The 19,549-nt window shown below is 72.3% G+C and carries 16 protein-coding genes; 2 read left to right on the forward strand and 14 right to left on the reverse strand.

Features of this window, described 5'->3' with window-relative positions; all coding sequences use genetic code 11:
* Positions 1–61: 61 nt before the first annotated feature.
* A complete protein-coding gene (locus tag ACFYZ3_RS16730) occupies positions 62–346 on the reverse strand; it encodes a DUF3039 domain-containing protein (protein WP_030402030.1) in 285 nt (94 codons plus the stop codon).
* A 30-nt stretch (positions 347–376) separates the two neighbouring features.
* Entirely contained in the window at positions 377–949 is a 573-nt protein-coding gene (locus tag ACFYZ3_RS16735) for a YqgE/AlgH family protein (protein ID WP_042826249.1), read from the reverse strand.
* Positions 950–1,182: 233 nt separating this feature from the next.
* On the opposite strand from ACFYZ3_RS16735, the gene murA reads away from it, so the two are divergent.
* Positions 1,183–2,529: a UDP-N-acetylglucosamine 1-carboxyvinyltransferase gene (murA, locus tag ACFYZ3_RS16740; RefSeq protein WP_360999615.1), complete on the forward strand. Its 1,347-nt coding sequence runs from the start codon at positions 1,183–1,185 to the stop codon at positions 2,527–2,529.
* Positions 2,530–2,722: 193 nt separating this feature from the next.
* Here the strand turns inward: murA and ACFYZ3_RS16745 are convergent, their stop codons facing one another.
* The 6 genes from ACFYZ3_RS16745 to ACFYZ3_RS16770 all read right to left on the reverse strand — a co-directional run bounded on the left by ACFYZ3_RS16745 (position 2,723) and on the right by ACFYZ3_RS16770 (position 9,785).
* The gene (locus ACFYZ3_RS16745; protein ID WP_003950507.1) at positions 2,723–3,004 is read right to left on the reverse strand and encodes an HU family DNA-binding protein; all 282 of its coding nucleotides are present in this window, start codon (positions 3,002–3,004) and stop codon (positions 2,723–2,725) included.
* A gap of 352 nt (positions 3,005–3,356) precedes the next feature.
* The gene (locus ACFYZ3_RS16750) at positions 3,357–4,772 is read right to left on the reverse strand and encodes an NAD-dependent malic enzyme (protein ID WP_115742389.1); all 1,416 of its coding nucleotides are present in this window, start codon (positions 4,770–4,772) and stop codon (positions 3,357–3,359) included.
* A gap of 434 nt (positions 4,773–5,206) precedes the next feature.
* Positions 5,207–7,555, reverse strand: coding sequence for a HelD family protein (locus ACFYZ3_RS16755; RefSeq protein WP_388517700.1), 2,349 nt, complete (start codon positions 7,553–7,555; stop codon positions 5,207–5,209).
* Positions 7,556–7,637: 82 nt separating this feature from the next.
* Positions 7,638–8,426 carry an anti-sigma U factor RsuA gene (rsuA, locus tag ACFYZ3_RS16760; protein WP_388517702.1) on the reverse strand — a complete coding sequence of 263 codons (789 nt, stop codon included), beginning with the start codon at positions 8,424–8,426 and terminating at the stop codon, positions 7,638–7,640.
* 59 nt (positions 8,427–8,485) lie between these two features.
* Entirely contained in the window at positions 8,486–9,010 is a 525-nt protein-coding gene (locus tag ACFYZ3_RS16765) for a sigma-70 family RNA polymerase sigma factor (RefSeq protein WP_007450155.1), read from the reverse strand.
* A 184-nt stretch (positions 9,011–9,194) separates the two neighbouring features.
* Positions 9,195–9,785, reverse strand: coding sequence for a CGNR zinc finger domain-containing protein (locus ACFYZ3_RS16770; protein ID WP_388517705.1), 591 nt, complete (start codon positions 9,783–9,785; stop codon positions 9,195–9,197).
* 215 nt (positions 9,786–10,000) lie between these two features.
* Here ACFYZ3_RS16770 and ACFYZ3_RS16775 point away from each other — a divergent pair, with 215 nt between their 5' ends.
* Positions 10,001–10,564, forward strand: a complete 564-nt coding sequence (locus ACFYZ3_RS16775; protein WP_388517708.1) for a DUF1772 domain-containing protein — start codon at positions 10,001–10,003, stop codon at positions 10,562–10,564.
* A 172-nt stretch (positions 10,565–10,736) separates the two neighbouring features.
* On the opposite strand, the gene ACFYZ3_RS16780 is transcribed toward ACFYZ3_RS16775, so the two are convergent.
* The 6 genes from ACFYZ3_RS16780 to ACFYZ3_RS16805 all read right to left on the reverse strand — a co-directional run bounded on the left by ACFYZ3_RS16780 (position 10,737) and on the right by ACFYZ3_RS16805 (position 19,410).
* A complete protein-coding gene (locus ACFYZ3_RS16780) occupies positions 10,737–11,924 on the reverse strand; it encodes a uroporphyrinogen-III synthase (RefSeq protein ID WP_388517710.1) in 1,188 nt (395 codons plus the stop codon).
* 108 nt (positions 11,925–12,032) lie between these two features.
* Complete coding sequence (locus ACFYZ3_RS16785; RefSeq protein ID WP_388517714.1) at positions 12,033–13,391, reverse strand: MFS transporter; 1,359 nt, start codon at positions 13,389–13,391, stop codon at positions 12,033–12,035.
* Between the two features lie 132 nt (positions 13,392–13,523).
* Positions 13,524–14,471, reverse strand: a complete 948-nt coding sequence (locus ACFYZ3_RS16790; RefSeq protein WP_388517717.1) for a hypothetical protein — start codon at positions 14,469–14,471, stop codon at positions 13,524–13,526.
* 96 nt (positions 14,472–14,567) lie between these two features.
* Entirely contained in the window at positions 14,568–15,800 is a 1,233-nt protein-coding gene (locus ACFYZ3_RS16795; RefSeq protein WP_388517894.1) for an acyltransferase, read from the reverse strand.
* 128 nt (positions 15,801–15,928) lie between these two features.
* The gene (locus ACFYZ3_RS16800; RefSeq protein WP_388517720.1) at positions 15,929–18,133 is read right to left on the reverse strand and encodes a glycosyltransferase; all 2,205 of its coding nucleotides are present in this window, start codon (positions 18,131–18,133) and stop codon (positions 15,929–15,931) included.
* On the reverse strand, positions 18,133–19,410 hold the full coding sequence (locus tag ACFYZ3_RS16805) for a hypothetical protein (RefSeq protein WP_388517723.1): 1,278 nt from the start codon (positions 19,408–19,410) through the stop codon (positions 18,133–18,135). The genes ACFYZ3_RS16800 and ACFYZ3_RS16805 overlap by 1 nt, the downstream gene beginning before the upstream one ends.
* Positions 19,411–19,549 lie beyond the last annotated feature (139 nt).

Below are 19,549 nucleotides of genomic sequence, written 5' to 3' on the forward strand. Positions count from 1 at the left end.
GCCTTCGGGAAGATCTGAGAGGTCTGTACGGGCAGTGGCGCCGCTTCCCGGCGCCCGGCGCCTACTTCTTGTCGCCGCCCTTGCCCTCGTCCCCGCCACCGCTCATGGACTCGTAGATCTCCTTGCACATGGGGCAGACGGGGTACTTCTTCGGGTCGCGGCCCGGTACCCAGACCTTGCCGCACAGCGCCACGACGGGGGTGCCGTCGAGGGCGCTCGCCATGATCTTGTCCTTCTGGACGTAATGCGCGAAGCGCTCGTGATCGCCGTCGCCGTGGGACGTCTGCGGCGTCGGCTCGACGAGGGTCCCCGTACCTGTCCCGCGCTCGGGCTCGAGAGTGCTCATAACGGCCAAGGGTACTGAAGCTCACACGCTTCAGTTGAGCGAAGGGTCGTCCGGATACGTCGCCACCATCGCCAGGTCGCCCCGCTGGCGGCGCAGCACCTCGCGCCACAGTCTCTCCGGGAACGGCGAGGAGACGTCACCGGGCTCGGACTCGACCACGTACCAGGCGCCCTCGGTCAGCTCGTCCTCCAGCTGGCCGGGTCCCCAGCCCGCGTACCCGGCGAAGATCCGCAGCGCGCCCACGGCGGACGCCAGCAGCTCCGGCGGGGCCTCCAGGTCCACCAGGCCGATCGCGCCGTGCACCCGGCGCCAGCCCAGCGGCGCCCGCTCGCCCGACGCCCCGCCGGGGACGACGGCGACGCCGAGGGCCGAGTCCAGGGACACCGGGCCGCCCTGGAAGACGACGCCCGGCTCGCCGGCCAGGTCCGCCCAGTCCTCCAGGATGTCGCCCACGTCGACGGGCGTGGGGCGGTTGAGGACGACACCGAGGGAGCCCTCCTCGTCGTGGTCGAGGAGGAGCACCACCGCACGCTCGAAGTTCGGGTCCGCCAGGGCGGGCGTTGCCACGAGCAGTCGCCCCGTGAGCGAGGACACCTCGGTCATGCCAGACATGATCCCGCATGTTCCCCTCCGGTGGGGAGGCAATCGGAGGCACGGGAGTGAACACGCACCCGCGCACGTCCCTCGATCGTGACCCCCCGTACGCGCCGGTGAACACCGCGTGTTGTGACAAATCCATGACGTTGCCGGACGGTGCGCAGGCGCATGGATGGGGGGTACAAGACGATTACCCTTTCCCTTCTGGCCCCTGCCCAACCCCACGGAACGCGAGATTCATGACCGTCAACGGCGCTGATGACGTACTGCTTGTCCACGGCGGAACCCCGCTGGAGGGCGAGATCCGGGTCCGCGGTGCGAAGAACCTCGTGCCGAAGGCCATGGTGGCGGCCCTGCTGGGCAGTGCGCCGAGCCGGCTGCGCAACGTGCCGGACATCCGCGACGTGCGGGTCGTACGCGGACTGCTGCAACTGCACGGGGTGACCGTCCGTCCGGGCGAGGAGCCCGGCGAGCTGGTGATGGACCCGACGCACGTGGAGAGCGCGAACGTCGCCGACATCGATGCCCACGCGGGCTCGTCGCGCATCCCGATCCTGTTCTGCGGCCCGCTGCTGCACCGTCTCGGGCACGCCTTCATCCCGGGCCTGGGCGGCTGCGACATCGGCGGGCGGCCCATCGACTTCCACTTCGACGTGCTGCGGCAGTTCGGCGCGACGATCGAGAAGCGGGCGGACGGCCAGTACCTGGAGGCTCCGCAGCGGCTGCGCGGTACGAAGATCAACCTGCCGTACCCGTCCGTCGGCGCGACCGAGCAGGTGCTGCTGACCGCCGTGCTCGCCGAGGGCGTCACGGAACTGTCCAACGCGGCCGTGGAGCCGGAGATCGAGGACCTGATCTGCGTCCTGCAGAAAATGGGCGCGATCATCGCCATGGACACCGACCGCACCATCCGCGTCACCGGCGTGGACGAGCTGGGCGGCTACACCCACCGTGCCCTCTCGGACCGCCTGGAGGCGGCCTCCTGGGCCTCCGCGGCCCTGGCCACCGAGGGCAACGTCTACGTCCGCGGGGCCCAGCAGCGCTCGATGATGACGTTCCTGAACACCTTCCGGAAGGTGGGCGGCGCCTTCGAGATCGACGACGAGGGCATCCGCTTCTGGCATCCGGGCGGCCGGCTGAAGTCCATCGCCCTGGAGACGGACGTGCACCCCGGCTTCCAGACCGACTGGCAGCAGCCCCTGGTGGTGGCGCTGACGCAGGCCACGGGGCTGTCCATCGTCCACGAGACGGTCTACGAGTCCCGGCTGGGCTTCACCTCGGCGCTCAACCAGATGGGCGCCCACATCCAGCTCTACCGCGAGTGCCTGGGCGGTTCGCACTGCCGTTTCGGCCAGCGCAACTTCCTGCACTCGGCCGTCGTCTCCGGGCCGACCAAGCTGGAGGGCGCCGACCTGGTCATCCCCGACCTGCGCGGCGGCTTCTCGTACCTGATCGCCGCCCTCGCGGCCCAGGGCACGTCCCGGGTCCACGGCATCGACCTGATCAACCGCGGCTACGAGAACTTCATGGACAAGCTCGTCGAGCTGGGCGCGAAGGTGGAACTCCCGGGCAAGGCTTTGGGCTGACGCCCCGCAGACAAGCCGATGGGGCGGTCACCCGGACTCGGGTGACCGCCCCATCGGCATTGCGAGGTGCGCCCCGAAAGGGGCGCGGGGAACTGCGCGACCAGCCACGAACGACCCGCAGCCGCGAAACGACCGCATCCCGAACGAACGATCCGCGCAGTCCCCTGCGCTCGAAAGCGGAGCGCCTACGCGCCTACTTGCCCTTGGCGGCTTCCTTGAGCTTGGAGCCCGCCGAGACCTTGACGCTGTAGCCGGCCGGAATCTGGATCGGCTCGCCGGTCTGCGGGTTGCGGGCGGTGCGAGCGGCACGGTGGGTGCGCTCGAAGGTCAGGAAGCCGGGGATGGTGACCTTCTCGTCGCCCTTGGAGACGATGTCGCCGACAACCTCGGCGAAGGCGGCCAGCACGGCGTCGGCGTCCTTGCGGGTCACCTCGGCGCGGTCGGCCAGCGCGGCCACCAGCTCACTGCGGTTCATGTTGTTACTCCCGTGTTCTTCTTGCCGTTGAGGCGTGCCACGCGGCGGAGCCGCATGTTGGGCACAGCGATGCCGATGCTGCCAGGGCCCTCTGACATTCCCCGGACCCGGGTCGGTCGTCAGACCCTCGCGCCCAGGGAGGCATCCTGCCTCCACCTGCGGCGGTAAAGCCAATCCGGCACCCCCAGGAGTCGTGAGAACACCCTTGGGAGTCACACGCCGAGAGGGCCTGAGCCTTGCGCAACCCTAGAGGGCGATCCGAGGCCCGACATCCCGCGACGCGCCGGAGCGGCGGCCCGCCGTGGTGATCCTCACCACCACGCCACGGGCCGCCTTCCCCCGCCGGGGGAAACTACGCCACCACTCCGGCGGCCTTCGCCGCGTCCCGCACGGCGCCCGCGACGGCACCGGCGACCTTGTCGTTGAAGACGCTGGGGATGATGTAGTTCGGGTTGATCTCGTCCTCGGTCACCACGTCCGCGAGGGCGTGTGCGGCCGCAAGCATCATCTCGGTGTTGACGGTGCGGGACTGGGCGTCCAGCAGGCCGCGGAAGACGCCCGGGAAGACCAGCACGTTGTTGATCTGGTTCGGGAAGTCGCTGCGGCCGGTGGCGACGACCGCGGCCGTCTCGCGGGCGATCGCCGGGTCGACCTCGGGGTCGGGGTTCGCGAGCGCGAACACGATCGCACCGTCGGCCATGGCGGCCACGTCCTCGCCGTCCAGGACGTTGGGGGCGGAGACGCCGATGAAGACGTCCGCGCCGTGCACGGCCTCCTTGAGGGTGCCGGTGAGGCCCTCGGGGTTGGTGTTGTCGGCGATCCAGCGCAGGGCGGACTCGGGCGCGGCGTCCACCAGGTCGGCGCGGCCCGTGTGCACGACGCCGTGGATGTCGGCGACGACGGCGTTCTTGACCCCGGCGGCGAGCAGCAGCTTGAGGATGGCCGTACCGGCCGCGCCGGCGCCGGACATGACGACCCGTACGTTCTCGATGGGCTTGCCCACCACGCGCAGGGCGTTGGTTAGCGCGGCGAGCACGACGATGGCGGTGCCGTGCTGGTCGTCGTGGAAGACGGGGATGTCGAGGGCCTCGCGCAGCCGAGCCTCGATCTCGAAGCAGCGGGGCGCGGAGATGTCCTCCAGGTTGATGCCGGCGAAGCCCGGGGCGATGGCCTTGACGATCTCGACGATCGCGTCGGTGTCCTGGGTGTCCAGGCAGAGCGGCCAGGCGTCGATGCCGGCGAACCGCTTGAACAGGGCCGCCTTGCCCTCCATCACCGGCAGCGCGGCCTTCGGGCCGATGTTGCCCAGGCCCAGCACGGCGGAGCCGTCCGTCACGACCGCGACGGAATTGCGCTTGATGGTCAGCCGCCGGGCGTCCTCGGGGTTCTCGGCGATCGCCATGCAGACCCGCGCCACGCCGGGCGTGTAGACCATGGACAGGTCGTCACGGTTGCGGATGGGGTGCTTGGACTGCATCTCGATCTTGCCGCCGAGGTGCATGAGGAAGGTACGGTCGGAGACCTTGCCCAGGCTGACGCCCTCGATGCCCCGCAGCTGCTCCACGATCTCGTCGGCGTGGGCGGTCGAGCCGGCCGCGATGGTGACGTCGATGCGGAGCTTGTCGTGGCCGGAGGCCGTGACGTCGAGGCCGGTGACCGAGCCGCCGGCGGACTCCACCGCCGTGGTGAGCTGCGAGACGGCGGTTCCGCCGGCGGGCACCTCCAGCCGGACCGTCATCGAGTAGGAGACGCTGGGCGCCGTTGCCATGGCCGACTTCCTCTGCTTTCACCGTGTAACTGGGTTGTGCCGTCCGATCGTCGCACCTACCACTGGGTACGCGGTAGCCGCCCCGGATTGCGAACTTTTTGTTCGCTCCGATTTCGGAAAACGACTTCCACCATACGAGAAGTAGCCCGTCGGGGGAAGGCCCGCCGGCAGACTCGGACGGGGACGCGGCACGATCGCGGCGCGATGGCCGAAGGAACCCGCGGGACGGGAATTGTCTTGCGGGGATCGTTTGTTACCTTGGACGTGGCACCGGCTCGATCCAAGCCCCCGGGCCCAACCTTCGTCGCTACGAGCGACCACTTGCCGCGAGGCGAGCATGGCGGGTCGGTGCCACTTGAACGAGAGCGGAAGGCCCGCGCCGACGACGGCGCGGGCCTTTCGCACGTCTGCGCACCGGTCCCCCGGCCCGGCGCTCAGTCGCGCAGCAGGTCCGGCACCCCCGAGGCGTCCGGCTCGTCCCGTTCGCCCGAGACGACCGTCAGCTGCTGGGTGGCCCGGGTCAGGGCGACGTACAGCACGCGCAGTCCGGCGGGCGACTCGTCGGCGATCTCGGCCGGGGAGACCACGACCGTGGCGTCGTACTCCAGTCCCTTGGCCTCCAGGCTGCCCAGCGCCACCACGCGGTCGCCGAGTCCGTCCAGCCAGCGCCGGGCCTCCTCGCGCCGGTTCATGGCGACGACGACGCCGACGGTGCCGTCGACGAGGCCGAGCAGCCGGGCCGCCTCGGCACGGACCGTCTGGGCCGGGGAGTCCCGGACCACCGCGAAGCGCGGCTGCACGCCGGTCGAGCGCACGGCCGACGGGGACGCCGAGCCGGGCATGGCCAGCGCCAGGACCTTCGCCGCCAGCTCGGCGATCTCGGCCGGGTTGCGGTAGTTCACGGTCAGCTCGAAGCGGCGGCGCGGACGGGAGCCGAGAGCCTCGTCACGGGCGGCGGCCGCCTCGTCGGGGTCGGACCAGGAGGACTGGGCCGGGTCGCCGACGACCGTCCAGGTGGCGTGCCGGCCGCGGCGGCCGACCATCCGCCACTGCATGGGGGTCAGGTCCTGCGCCTCGTCGACGATGACGTGCGCGTACTCGGTGCGCTCCTGCGCGAGGCGCTCGGCGCGCTCCCACTGGGTCTCCTCGCGCTGGGGCATCAGCTCCTCCAGCCCGGTGAGCTGGTCCAGCGGGTCCTGCTCGCGCCGCTTGCGGGGGCGGGCCGGGGTGCCGACGATCGCCTGGAGCTCGTCGAGCAGGGCGATGTCGTGCACGGAGTAGCCCTCGCGCCGCAGCGAACGGGCCACCTTGCGGACCTCGCCCGGGTTCAGCACGCGCCGGGCCCAGCGGCCCAGGCGGCGCTCGTCCGCCATGGCGGCCAGCACGGCGCCCGGGGTCAGCTCCGGCCACCAGGCGTCCAGGAAGCCGGTGAAGGAGTCCTCGGAGCTGACGTCCTCGTCGAAGGAGGAGCGCAGCTCGGCGGCCAGCTCGGGGTCGGTGTGCCGGGCCCCGGCGCCCGACTTCTGCCACAGGGCGTCCAGGAGCAGCCGGCGGGCGCGCGGACGCAGCAGGTTGACGGGCGCGGTGCCGCCGAGGACGGTGCGGCGGATGCCGGCCAGCTCCTCGCCCTCCAGCTCGAGGCGGCGGCCGAAGGCGACGACCCTGAGCAGCGTCGGCGAGTCGGCCGGCTCCAGCGCTCCGCGCGCGGCCCTGCGCAGCACCCTGAGCATGCGGGCGGAGCCCTTGGCGCGGGCGGTGGCCGGGGAGTCGTAGAGGGTGGCCTCCGCGCCGCCCGCCGCGTCGTCGGCCAGTGAACCGATCGCACGGATGGCGACCTGCCCCTCCTCGCCCAGGGAGGGCAGCACGCCCTCGGTGTACGCCACGAGCAGCGGCGTCGGCGAGACGATGAGGATGCCGCCCGCGTACCGGCGCCGGTCCTGGTAGAGCAGGTAGGCGGCCCGGTGCAGGGCGACGGCGGTCTTGCCGGTGCCGGGGCCGCCCTCGACGTAGGTCACGGAGGCGGCGGGGGCGCGGATCACCCGGTCCTGCTCGGCCTGGATGGAGGCCACGATGTCCCGCATGGAGTGGGTGCGGGCCTGGCCGAGGGCGGCCATCAGGGCGCCGTCGCCGACGACGGCCAGCTCCTCGCCGTCCAGCCGGGCGGTGATCTCGGGCCGCATCAGGTCGTCCTCGACGCCGAGGACGCGCCGTCCCTTGGAGCGGATCACCCGGCGGCGCACGACCCGGCCCGGGTCGACCGGCGTGGACCGGTAGAAGGGGGCGGCGGCGGGCGCCCGCCAGTCGATGACCAGCGGCGCGTAGTCCTCGTCCAGGACGCCGATGCGGCCGATGTGCAGGGTCTCGGCGATGTCGGCGGTGCCGTCGGGACCGAGGGCGCCCTCGGCGGGCTCCACGGCCGTGTACGCGCCGTCCGGGCCCTTCTTGCCGTCCTTGCCGAGGAGCAGGTCGATGCGGCCGAACAGGAAGTCCTCGAACTCGTTGTTCAGGCGGTTGAGGTGGATGCCGGCCCGGAAGACCTGCGCGTCCCGCTCGGCGAGGGCGCCGGGCGTGCCGACGTGGCCGCGCTGCGCGGCGTCGTGCATGAGGAACTCCGCCTCGTGGATCTTCTCCTCGAGGCGCCGGTACACCCGGTCGAGGTGCGCCTGTTCCACGTCGATCTCTCGGTCCCGCACGGAATCCTCCCGCGCGGAGTCCCCTCGTACAGGTCGTACGGGCTCGTGCTCCGAGTCGACCGCTGAATCCTGTTGAGCCTGTGCGGCCACCGGGCCCCCTTCTGACGTGCTGGGCAGCCGTCAAAAATACGCGAAGGGGGCCCGGGAAGCTACGGCGCGCCTGCGGCCCGCGCTACGCGTCGACCTCCACGAGCCGCTTCCCGTCGAAGGTCATGACCTCGAAGTGGGAGATCTGGTTGGGTTCGAAGGCGGCGCCGCCGTGCACGTAGAGCGGCTTCTTGCCCTTCTCGGTGGTGGCGCCCGGGATGCCGTAGCCCCAGTCGGGGACCGTCCAGGAGGTGAGCGTCTCCCGCTCGCCGTTCTTGCCGACGGCGATCAGGGAGCACTTCTGGGGGCCCTTGAGGTTCTTCAGCTCCAGGACCGTCTCGGTGCCCCAGGCCTTCTTCTCCAGGGCGACGGTCGCGCTGACCTGCGTGCCCGGGTCGGTGGCGGTGACCCGGTCCGGCATGGCGGCGAAGGCGGACTCGGCGGGGCTCGCGGCCTGCTGCGTCGCCTCGGCCCTGCGGCCGCCGCCGTCGTCACCGCCCCCTCCTGCGCCGCCCGTGGTCGCCACGGCGGCGAACGGACCGCCGATGATCAGCGCGGCGGCGGTGCCCACCAGGTAGAAGTTGCGGCGGCGTTTGCTCGCGCGGCGTTCGGCGACCTCGTCGACGAGCCTCTCCGAGAGCCGCGCGCTGGGCTTGACGGTGAGCGACTCGGCGACCGCGGGCGTGCCCGTGCCCGGCAGGTCCGCGAGCGCCGCCATCATCGGCTCCATGCCGGCCAGCTCGTCGAGCTGCTGGGCGCACCACTCGCAGGTGGCGAGGTGGGCCTCAAAGGCCGTCGCCTCGGCGTCGTCGAGGATCCCGAGGGCATAGGCGCCGACGGTCTCGTGCTCGTTCGGCGCCGGTGTTCCCTGCATGGGGACAGAGTTACCCGTGTCCCCCGGGCCGAATCCCTGAACGCCCCCGTACCCGCTCATCACGCCGTCACCCCCCGCTCCTCCAGAGCCAGCTTCATCGAACGCAGGGCGTAGAACACCCGGGAGCGAACGGTGCCGCTGGGTATGCCCAGTGTCTGCGCCGCCTCATTGACGGTACGCCCCTTGAAGTACGTCTCGACGAGGACCTCCCGGTGGGCCGGGGTCAGGTCGTCGAGCGCGTCCGACAGCGTCATCAGCCACAGCGCCTTGTCGATCTCGTCCTCCGCGGGGATGACCTCCAGCGGCGACGGATCGACCTCCTGCGGCCGGGCCTGCCGGCTGCGGTGGCCGTCGATGACGATGCGACGTGCGACCGTCACCAGCCAGGGGCGTACCGATCCGGTCGCACGGTTGAGCTGACCGGCGTTCTTCCAGGCACGGATGAGCGTCTCCTGGACGACGTCCTCGGCGCGCTGGCGGTCCCCCGCGACCAGCCGCAGCACGTAGGCCAGCAAGGGGCCGGCGTGCTCGCGGTACAGCGCGCGCATCAGCTCCTCGTCGGGTTCCGAGGACGACTGCGACATGCGATGTCGGGCCCTCGCACCACGTTCATTGGCCACGACGGAATCCTTGCGCACGCCCACCTCCGATGTCCGGGGGTTCCCCCAGTCGGTCGCTCGCCCATTCGGTACGGACGCCAAGTGCGGCGTGTTCAAAACGAGATGAGGGATTTCTCGAAGGCGCCGTACGAAGGGGACGCGGGCGGACTTACCGGGACAGCGCGACGCGGCGGCGGTGCCGGGCGACGCGCTCGCGGTTGCCGCAGATCTCACTGGAGCACCAGCGCCGGCGGCGGCCGCGGGAGGTGTCCACGTACACGATGGGGCAGTTGTCTCCCGCGCACTGCCTGAGGCTCGCCCGCGCGACGGGGTCGGTGAGCAGCTCCACGACGTCCCGGGCCAGGGCCCCGAGCAGCGCGGCGCACCGCGGCGGCCCGGTCAGCTCCCGCACCAGTGTGCCGTCCTCGCCGGGCACCGCACGGGGTGCGGGGGGTGCGGCGAGGGCGAGTTCGTTGACGCGGGCGAGGGCGAGTTCGTAGCGGCGGTCGCGGGGTACCGGGCGGCCTCGCACCAAGCGGGCGGTCTCGCCGCGCAGTTCGCGGAAGCCGGTCAGCCAGGAGGGATCGGCGTGGGCCAGCGGGGTGCCGGGCGGGACGAGTCCGGAGCCGGTGATCCAGGCGCGCAGGGCGTCGACGGAGTCGAGGCGTTCCGCGGGGTGGGTGGTGGCGATGAGGTCCAGACTGATCCGCCCGGTGTCGAACCGCAGCTCGTACGGGTCGGTGGCCGTACCCAGTGCCATGTTCCTGTCACCGCCTAGGGCTTGCCCGCCAAGGCACGGGCCCGGAAAGGGGAGCAGGGAGACCGCGCGCGGACCGCATGCGGAGCGCTCCCCTCTACAGTGCCTGCCCGCACCCGCGCCCGGAACCCCTCGTACCGCCCCCTCGTGGACGCTCGCGTATGCGCCCGCGCGCCCGGGCCATGTCCGGCGCGCCGCGGTGCCCGTTGACTGGACGCATGACAGACATCAACGGGGAACGGCGGACCCGTGCCGCCGGTGGGGTACTGGTCGCGGCCACGGTCGCCGCGGGACTGATGGCCGGGACCTTCTACGTCTTCGCCTGCGCCGTGATGCCGGCGCTGGCGCGCAGCGAGGACCGGGTGTACGTCGACGTGATGCGCGACATCAACGACGTGATCCAGAACCCGGTGTTCCTGCTGGTCTTCATGGGCGCACTCGCCCTCGCGGGCCTCGCGGGGTGGCAGTCGCGCGGGACGCCGGGCAACTGGTGGATCCGGGCGGGCGCCGCGGCGTACGCGCTCGCGTTCCTGGTCACCGTGGTCGGCAACGTCCCCCTCAACGACGCCCTGGCCCGCCCGGGCGACCCGGCGGCACTGCGCGAGCGGTTCGAGGACCCGTGGGTGATCTGGAACGTCGTACGCGCCGTGCTCTCGACGCTGGCGACGGCCTGCCTGGCCACGGGCCTGGCGACACGCGGACGCCGACCGGCGCGGTCCGCGCCCCGGACGCCGCGGCAGCCCACGGCGACCCAGGGGACACCCCACGCGACCGGCCACTGAGCACCGGGCACCACGGGTGCCTCGCCGTTGGGCGGCCGGTCCGCGGACGGTCGGCCGCGTCGGCCGTGGCCCGGCGCCGTGCGTCGCCGCCCGCGCCCACGTCCACGCCACCGGGACCGGCGCACGTGCCGCCGCACCGCATCCGGCCTGGGACGACCGTGCCGCTCGGGGCTCAGTCGGTCGTGTACTTGGCGTCCGTGGCCGGGTCCAGGGCGAGGCGGTAGCCGCGTTTGACCACCGTCTGGATGAGCTTCGGGGTGCCGAGGGACGTGCGCAGGCGGGCCATGGCCGTCTCGACGGCGTGTTCGTCGCGGCCGGTGCCCGGCAGGGCCCGCAGCAGCTCCGCGCGGGGCACGACCCAGCCGGGCCGCCGGGCGAGGGCGCGCAGCAGGGACATGCCGGCGGGCGGCACGGTCCGCAGCTCCCCGTCGACGAGCGCCGCGTGTCCGCGGATCTCCAGCCGGTGCCCGGCGACGGGCAGGGCACGGGCGCGGGCCGGGAGTTCCTGGCACAGCAGCTGGACGAGGGGCCCGAGCCGGAAGCGCTCGGGCTGGACCGTGTCCACGCCGTGCGCCTGGAGCGGCACCGCGGTGACCGGCCCGACGCAGGCGGGCAGCACGCCGTGGCCGAACGCGGCGAGCAGCTCCGGCAGCAGGCCCCGTTCCTCGGCCCGGCCCAGCAGGGACACCGCGGCGGGCGCGCTGGTGAAGGTCACGGCGTCCACGCCCCGCGACACCGCGGCGTCCAGCAGCCGGTCCACCGGACCGAGGTCCTCCGGGGGCAGCCACCGGTACACGGGCACGCCCACCACCTCGGCGCCGCCCTCCCGCAGCGCCTCCACGAACCCCGGCAGCGGCTCGCCGTGCAGTTGTACGGCGATCCGGCGGCCCGCCACGCCCTGCTCCAGGAGCCGGTCCAGGACCTCGGCCATGGACTCCGAGGCGGGCGACCACTCCTCGGTCAGTCCCGCGGCCCGTACCGCGCCCTTGACCTTGGGCCCGCGGGCCAGCAGTTCCACCGTGCGCAGCCGCTCCAGCAGGGCGTCGCCGAGCCCCCAGCCGTCGGCGGCCTCGACCCAGCCCCGGAACCCGATGGCGGTGGTGGCGACGACGACGTCCGGCGCCCGGTCGACGATCCGCTTGGTCGCGGCCATCAGCTCGCCGTCGTCGGCCAGCGGCACGATCCGCAGCGCCGGTGCGTGCAGGACGGTGGCCCCGCGCCGCCCGAGCAGCGCGCCCAGTTCGTCGGCCCGGCGGGCGGCGGTCACGCCCACGGTGAACCCGGCCAGCGGGCCGTGGCCGGGCCGCCGCGGTCCGTCGCCCACGCCACCCGCGCCACTCACGTCGCTTACGTCGTCCATCCTCGCCGCGCTCCGATCCGTTCACACCCACGTGCACAGTCACGTGGCGACCGAGCCTGTCAACCGTGCGTGACGGGCTCGGTTCCGCCTCATGTCACCAGTGTTACGTCACACCTCGGCGTAGCTGCGCCGCGTCTCCGCCTCCGCCGGTCCGACCCTCGTCCCGCCGCGCACGGTGGGACGTCGGAGGTATACCGACCAGGTCACCAGGATGCACACGGCGTAGAAGGCCAGGAAGGCGACGAAGGCACCGGTGCCCGAGCCCGAGGAGAGGAAGGACTGACGGAAGGCGAGGTTGATCCCGACGCCTCCCAGGCCGCCCACCGCGCCGATCAGCCCCATCGACGCACCCGACAGCCGCCGCCCGTGCAGCACCGCCTCCTCTCCCGTCAGTCCCCGGGCCAGCGCCTTGGAGTGGAAGATGTGCGGGATCATCTTGAACGTCGAGCCGTTGCCGAGCCCACTGAGCACGAACAGCGCCACGAACACGGTCACGAACAGTGCCAGCGACTTCTCCATGCCGGCCACGACGAGGACCGCGGTGGCCGCGGCCATGGCGACGAAGTTCCACAGGGTGATCCTCGAACCGCCGTACCGGTCGGCGAGCCTGCCGCCCAGCGGGCGGACGAGCGAACCGAGCAGCGGTCCGATGAACGTGAGAGAGGCCGCCTGGAGCGGTGTCCGCCCGAACTGGGTCGTCAGCACCTGCCCGAAGGCGAAGCTGTAGCCGATGAAGGAACCGAAGGTGCCGACGTACAGCACCGACATGATCCAGGTGTGGGCTTCCCTGGCCGCGTCCTTGGCCGCTCCGGTGTCGTTCTTCACCGTGGTCAGGTTGTCCATGAAGCGCGCGGCGAGGACGGCGGCCACGAGGATCAGCGGGATGTAGATGCCGAGCAGCAGCCGGGGCCCGCCGCTCGCCCCGATGATCGCGAGCGCGACGAGCTGGATGACGGGCACACCGACATTCCCGCCGCCGGCGTTGAGGCCCAGCGCCCAGCCCTTCTCCCTGAGCGGGAAGAAGGCGTTGATGTTGGTCATGGAGGAGGCGAAGTTGCCGCCTCCGATCCCGGCCAGCAGCCCGACCAGCAGGAACGTCGAGAAGGACGTCCCGGGCTCCATCACGACGAAGGCCGCGAGCGTCGGGACGAGCAGCATGCTCGCCGAGACGACCGTCCAGTTCCGTCCGCCGAAGACGGCCACGGCGAAGGTGTACGGCACCCGCACCACGGCCCCGACGAGCGTCACCACGGACGTGAGCAGGAACTTGTCGGCCGGGCTCAGCCCGTACTCCGGGCCCATGAAGAGCACCAGCACGGACCACAGGGTCCAGACGGAGAACCCGATGTGCTCGGAGAGCACGGAGAAGAACAGGTTCCGTCGGGCCGTACGCCGTCCCGTCTCCTTCCAGAAGGTCTCGTTCTCGGGATCCCAGTACTCGATCCAGCGTCCGCCACGGGCTTTCATCGCGCCTCCACGGTGCTCCACAGCTCGGTGGCACCGACGCTAGGCAGGACGCGTTTCGGGCCGGTGGGGCTGTGGATGACCGGGAGGGAACGTCGCTCTCACCCGGCACGGGCGCGGGGTGAGAGATCGCGGTCAGCCCTGCGGGGGCCGGGGCTGCCAGTGCGGATTCTGCTGCGGGTGGTCCTGCGGCGGGTACGGCTGCTGCGGCTGCGGCTGGGCGTACGGCTGCTGCTGAGGCTGCGCGTACGGCTGCTGCTGAGGCTGGGCGTACGGCTGCGGGGGCTGCTGCGGCGGGTACGGCTGCTGGGCCTGCGGAGCCGCGTAGGGCTGCTGAGCCTGCGGAACCGGCTGCGGGGCGTAGGGCTGCTGGACCTGCTGCGGCCCGCCGTACGGCTGCTGCTGCGGCGGCTGGGCGGCGTACTGGCCGGGGGCCGGCTGTCCGTAGCCCCCGGGCACGCCACCGAACGGGTTCCCGTGCCCCGGCAGCTGCCCGCCGGGCGGCAGGTACCGCACCCGTCCCGTCTCGTCGGCCATCGGCACGAACCCGGCGGCCTGCAGCCGGGCCGCGAACTTGGCGTTGCGTTTGCGGGTGACGAGGAAGCCGATGCCGAGGGCCGCCATGAGGACCAGCCAGATGATCCCGGAGAGGACGAAGTCGTCGGACGAACCGCCCTCGCGGAAGGCGATGACCACACAGGCGACGGTGCCGCCGAGCGCGCCGTAGCCCATGTTCTTCTGGGCGTTCTTGCCGGTGAGGTCGAAGTTGATCCGCGCCTTGAGGAGTTCGAAGGCGTCCGGCACGAGCGGCGGCAGCGACACGCCGTCACCGGCGTTCGGGTACTGCGCCCAGTTCTGCGCGGCCCTGGTGCGGGCCTGCGGGCTCGGGTCGGGGACGAGCAGCATGGTGAGCGCGGCGTTGTTCCCCCCGCTCTGGCGCACGTCGGCGTATTCGTACCCGAACTGCTGGGCGACGAAGGCGAGCTTGGCGAGTTTCTTCACCGAGGACATCCGGCTGGTGAGCTGGACCGGCTCCCCGCTCGCCATCAACTCCAGCATCTTCTGCGTCTGCCGCTTGCTCATCCCGCTGCTCCCCCTGACCGGCTCACGCCACCCTGTTCACTCGCGCAACCGGGGCAGTCTCGCACGGGAGGCCGACACGCGTCAGCCCGGTGTGCGTCAGCCCCGGTGCGCGGCGCGGGCCCTGGGCCGCTTCGGCGCCGTGCGCTTCCCCCCGTCCGGCCACAGCTGGGGACTGCGCTTGGCGGCCACGTCCTCCATCCAGCCGAACCAGACGATGCAGCTCCCGATGAGCAGCCAGGCGATGGCCAGGACCGGCCAGGGGCTCTCCAGCAGCCACGGGACGTTCTCGTACATGACCTCGAAGCCCCACAGCTGGTCCCACAGCGTGGCCGCGATCAGGATGCAGACGTTGTGCCACAGGTAGATCGTCACCGCGCGGGAGTTGAGCAGGGTGATCAGCCGGTCCCAGCGGCGCAGCCGGCGCGGCCACTCGGTCCACGACGGGCTGACGTGCAGGAGCAGCAGCACCGTGGCGAAGGACCAGACCGCCTGCGCGAAGGGGATGGAGTCCAGGTCGTACCCGGTCTTGAAGCCCTCCCGGAAGGCGTACCACAGGCCCAGTGCGGCGATCACCGGGGCCACCGAGGGCACGACGTAGCGCGGCAGCCGTTTCAGGACGCCTTCCTGGTGGGCCATGCCGAGGATCCAGCAGGCCCCGAAGGTGCTGAAGTCCGTGAGCGCGGACGGGAAGCGCTCGCCCGGCAGGTTCAGGTAGCCGAACTGGAAGGCGGCCGACAGGGCGAGGGGCGCGAGGATCGTCAGCCACGGCAGGGCGCGCAGCGCGCGCAGCAGGACCGGGGAGAGCAGGACGTACCAGAGGTAGGCGCGGATGTACCACAGCGGCCCGCCGAGTTCCGCGGCCCAGTCCTCGCCCAGGATGCCGTGGAGGCCCGGCACGCTCTCGGCGAAGGGCGGGTCGCTCAGCGGCAGGATCCAGTAGAGCAGGTGGAACCACCACCAGCCCGGGTGCCCGTCCTCGTTCGGCCCCCAGCCCTGCAGCACCATGCCGGTCACGCCCACGGCGCCCAGCAGCCACAGCGGCGGCAGCAGTCGGCGCATGCGGCTGCGGACGACCTGGACGGCCGGCCGCTTGAGGCTGCGGGCCATCAGGTTGCCCGCCAGGGCGAACATGACGCCCATGGACGGGAACACCACCGGCAGCCAGGCCCAGCCCATCAGGTGGTAGAGGACCACCCGGAAGAGCGCCACCGCCCGCAGCAGGTCGAAGTACCGGTCGCGCACGGGAGCGCGCCGGGCCTGCTTCTGCCGGGGCGCCTGCGGCACGTCGGTGTCCGTGCCCACGGGCGGCTGGAGGGGTGGTGCGGTCATGTGCGGGGCGCTCCGGGGCGGGGCAGGCGTGGTGGCCGGGAAGGGCGTGGTCGGGAAGGTGTTGGACGGGAAGGGGCCGGTCGGGCCGGGTGCGGGGGTCGGTCGCGTCGGGTCGTACGGCGGGGTGGTCATCCGACCGGCCTCCCGTCCATGGCGCCGGACCGCCGCTGGGGCGGCACACCGTCGGCGCCGGGCGGCGGCGCGGACACACCGCCGCTGCGCCGCAGCTTCTGCCAGCGCAGCCGGCCGCCGGTGAGCGCCGTGATCCAGGACTGGAGCAGCACCACGTACATGATCTGGCGGTACAGGATCTGCTGGAGAGGCAGGGAGATGAGCGGGGTCAGCTTCTCCCGGTCGAGCCGGAAGGCGTACGCCGCACACACCGCCTGGATGGCCAGGACGCCCAGCCACGCCACGATCGTCTTCTCGGTCGGGCCGAAGACCAGGCCGTAGAGAAGGAAGACGTCGATCAGCGGGGCGAGCAGCGGGGCCAGGACCATGAACAGGGAGACGAAGGGCAGGCCGACCCGGCCGAAGCGGCCCGAGGGGCCCTTCTCGATCACCGCGCGGCGGTGCTTCCAGATGGCCTGCATGGTGCCGTACGACCAGCGGTAGCGCTGGGACCACAGCTGGCCGACGGACTCCGGGGCCTCGGTCCAGGCGCGGGCGTTCTCGGCGTAGACGACCCGCCAGCCGGCGCGGTGCAGCGCCATGGTGACGTCGGTGTCCTCGGCGAGCGTGTCGTCGCTCATGCCGCCGATGGGCTCCAGGGCGGAACGGCGGAAGGCGCCGACCGCACCGGGGATGGTCGGCATGCAGCCGAGGACGTCGTACATCCGGCGGTCCAGGTTGAAGCCCATCACGTACTCGATGTGCTGCCAGGCGCCGATGAGGCTGTCCTTGTTGCCGACCTTCGCGTTGCCCGCCACGGCGCCCACCCGGGGGTCGCCGAAGGGCTGGACGAGTTCGCGGACGGTGGAGGGCTCGAAGACGGTGTCGCCGTCCATCATCACGACGATGTCGTGACGGGCGTTGGCCAGGCCCCGGTTGAGCGCGGCGGGCTTGCCCGCGTTGAGCTGCCGGATCACCCGGACGCCCGGCAGGCCGAGCCCCTCCACGATCCGGGCGGTGCCGTCGCTGGAACCGTCGTCGATGACGATGACCTCGACCGGGTGGTCGCTGGCCACCAGGGAACGCACCGTGTTCTCGATGCACTTGGCCTCGTTGTACGCCGGGACCAGCACCGTGACGGGTTCGGTGACCGCCGGTCCCCAGCGGAAGCGCCGGCGGCGCACCCGGCGGGCGTGGACGCCGGACAGGAGCAGCATCAGCACGAAGCGTCCGATCACCAGCGTGCCGATGACCGCCAGGCCGACCACCAGGACGTCGGTGAGCTTCTCCGAGGCCTGGACCAGGAAGACCCACGCCCGGCCCTTCCAGAGTTCGGCGCCGGTCACCGGGCTCATGGCGCTGGGCACGTCCAGGGCCTCGGTGAGGTTGTCGAACTCGTAGCCCTTCTTCTTCAGGTCGGGAAGGAACCTGTCCAGGGCCTGCACGGTCTGGTGGCGGTCGCCGCCGGAGTCGTGCATCAGGACGATGGCACCCTTGCCGCCGTGCGGGGTGGCCCGGCGGATGATCTCGCCGACGCCGGGCTTCTTCCAGTCCTCGCTGTCGGTGTTGTTGACGACGGTGATGTAGCCGCGGCTGCCGATGTACTCGGTGACCGGCCAGGACTTGTCGTCCATGGCGTCGGCGAAGGAGGAGTACGGCGGCCGGAACAGCGAGGTGCGCACCCCGGCCGCGCCGGTGATCGCCAGCTGGTTCTGCGACAGCTCCCAGTCGATGCGCTTCTTCGACTGGAAGGAGAGGTCGGGGTGGTTGAAGGTGTGCAGGCCCACCTCGTGGCCCTCGTCGACCATCCGCTCGACGAGGTCCGGGTAGCGGGAGGCCATGGTGCCGGTGACGAAGAAGACCGCGTGCGCGTCGTGCTTCTTGAGCACGTCGAGCACGCGCGGCGTCCAGGTCGGGTCCGGGCCGTCGTCGAAGGTGAGGACGAGCCGGTGGTCGGGCACGCTCAGGCTCTCGGTGCGGCCGCCGCGCACGTCGATGACCGGGCCGCCCTCGAGGATCTTCTGCGGCACCTTGTCGGTGGCGGCGGGCGGCTGGACGCGGTGGTCGGCGAGGATCTCGCTGTGCACGTATCCGCGCAGCATGAGCATCGCCACCAGGGCGACCAGGACGAGCAGCGGAAGCAGCAGGCGCAAGGGCAGGCGACGGCGGGAGCCCTCACGGGCGCTGCGCGCGGCCCCGTGACGGCGGGTGCTGGATGCCATCAGAGGGTGTTCTCCGGGGACAGGGAAAGGGAGGGGGACGTGGAGGTGCCGGCGGCCGACTCGGCGACCACGACGGAGGAGCCGGCCGGACCCGCGACGGGGTCCGGGTCGCCCGCGCCGTTGGCGTTGGTGCCACCCGCGCCCGGGTCGGTGTCCGTGGTGGAGCCGCCGGTGGGCTGGGTCGGGGCGCCGGAGGGGTCGCCGCCGCCGGTCGGCGCCGACGGGTCCGTGCCGGTGGACGGCGGCACCTCGGTGGACTGCGTCGGGTCGGGGACGGTCGCGCCGGATCCGCCCGGGTTCTGGCCGCTGCCGGTCGCCGGGGACTCGGGGTCGGCGCTCGTACCGGGCTGCCCCGTGCCGCCGCCCGGCACGCGGGACGTACCGGACGCGGGTGCCTCGACGCCCGGTCCGGTCGTCACGCCGGCGTCGGCCGAGGGGGTGGCCTGCGGGGTGGTGGCGTTGCCGGTGCCGGAGGGCTGCGCCGGCTGCGAGGGCGCCGGGGTGGTGTCGACCTGGCCGGCCGGTGCGCCCTCCTCCTGACCCGGTACGGGCATCCAGGGCGCGTCGGAGTTGCCGGAGAGCAGTGTGGAGACGATGACGACGGCGTAGACCGCGCAGGCGATGCCGACCAGGATGCCGAGGCGGCGGTAGAGACGGCTGCGGCGGCCGGACGCGTCGACGAAGACGGGCCCGTCGGAGGCCTCCGGGCCCCGCTTGCGGTGCCCGCTGTCGGCCCGCAGGAGCACGCCGTCGCCGAGGCGGACGGCGTCGAGCTGGACGGTGACCTCGTGCGGATCGTGGGTGTGCCCGGCGGCGCCGGTACCCGCGTCGCCGTCCGTCTCCGGCGTCTCCTGCCAGGGGTCGCGGAGTGCGGCGGTGGCGGGGCCGGGGGGAGGCGGGGGCACGGGAAGAGGTGCGGGTGCGGGTGCCGGTGCGGGGAAGGCGCGGGTCGGCGTGACCGGGGCGGCGGGACCGGCCGCCGACGGGAGGACATCCGTCCGGTCGGGGTCCGGGCCGGTGCCGGTGCCGGTGCCGGTGCCGGTGCCGCGAGGGTGGCCGGTTCCGGGCGCCGGGGCGGCGTTGTCGTGGTTCGCCCCGGCCTGATCGGTTCTGCCCCAGGTTATCCGCCCCTGGGCCATCGGGTCCGGGCGCTGCTCGCGCGGAGCGCGGCCGCCTATTCGGGAACCCAGGATCTGCGTCCGGTCGGCGTCGGAACTCCCGCGGCCACGCGGGCTCTCACCGGAATCGCCGAACCATCCCGGACCCGACGCGGTCATCGGGGGTCCCCCGGCCGGCGGGACGGCCCGGGTAGGGGGCAGCACCTCGGTGGCGTCAGCATCTCGTCCAGCCTCCGAGAGATCACGAGCCCCGGACTCGACCTCGGGCCACTCCGGTTGGGCGTCTTTTTGCCAATTC

The organism is Streptomyces sp. NPDC001599, assembly GCF_042893535.1.
Taxonomy (GTDB): domain Bacteria; phylum Actinomycetota; class Actinomycetes; order Streptomycetales; family Streptomycetaceae; genus Streptomyces.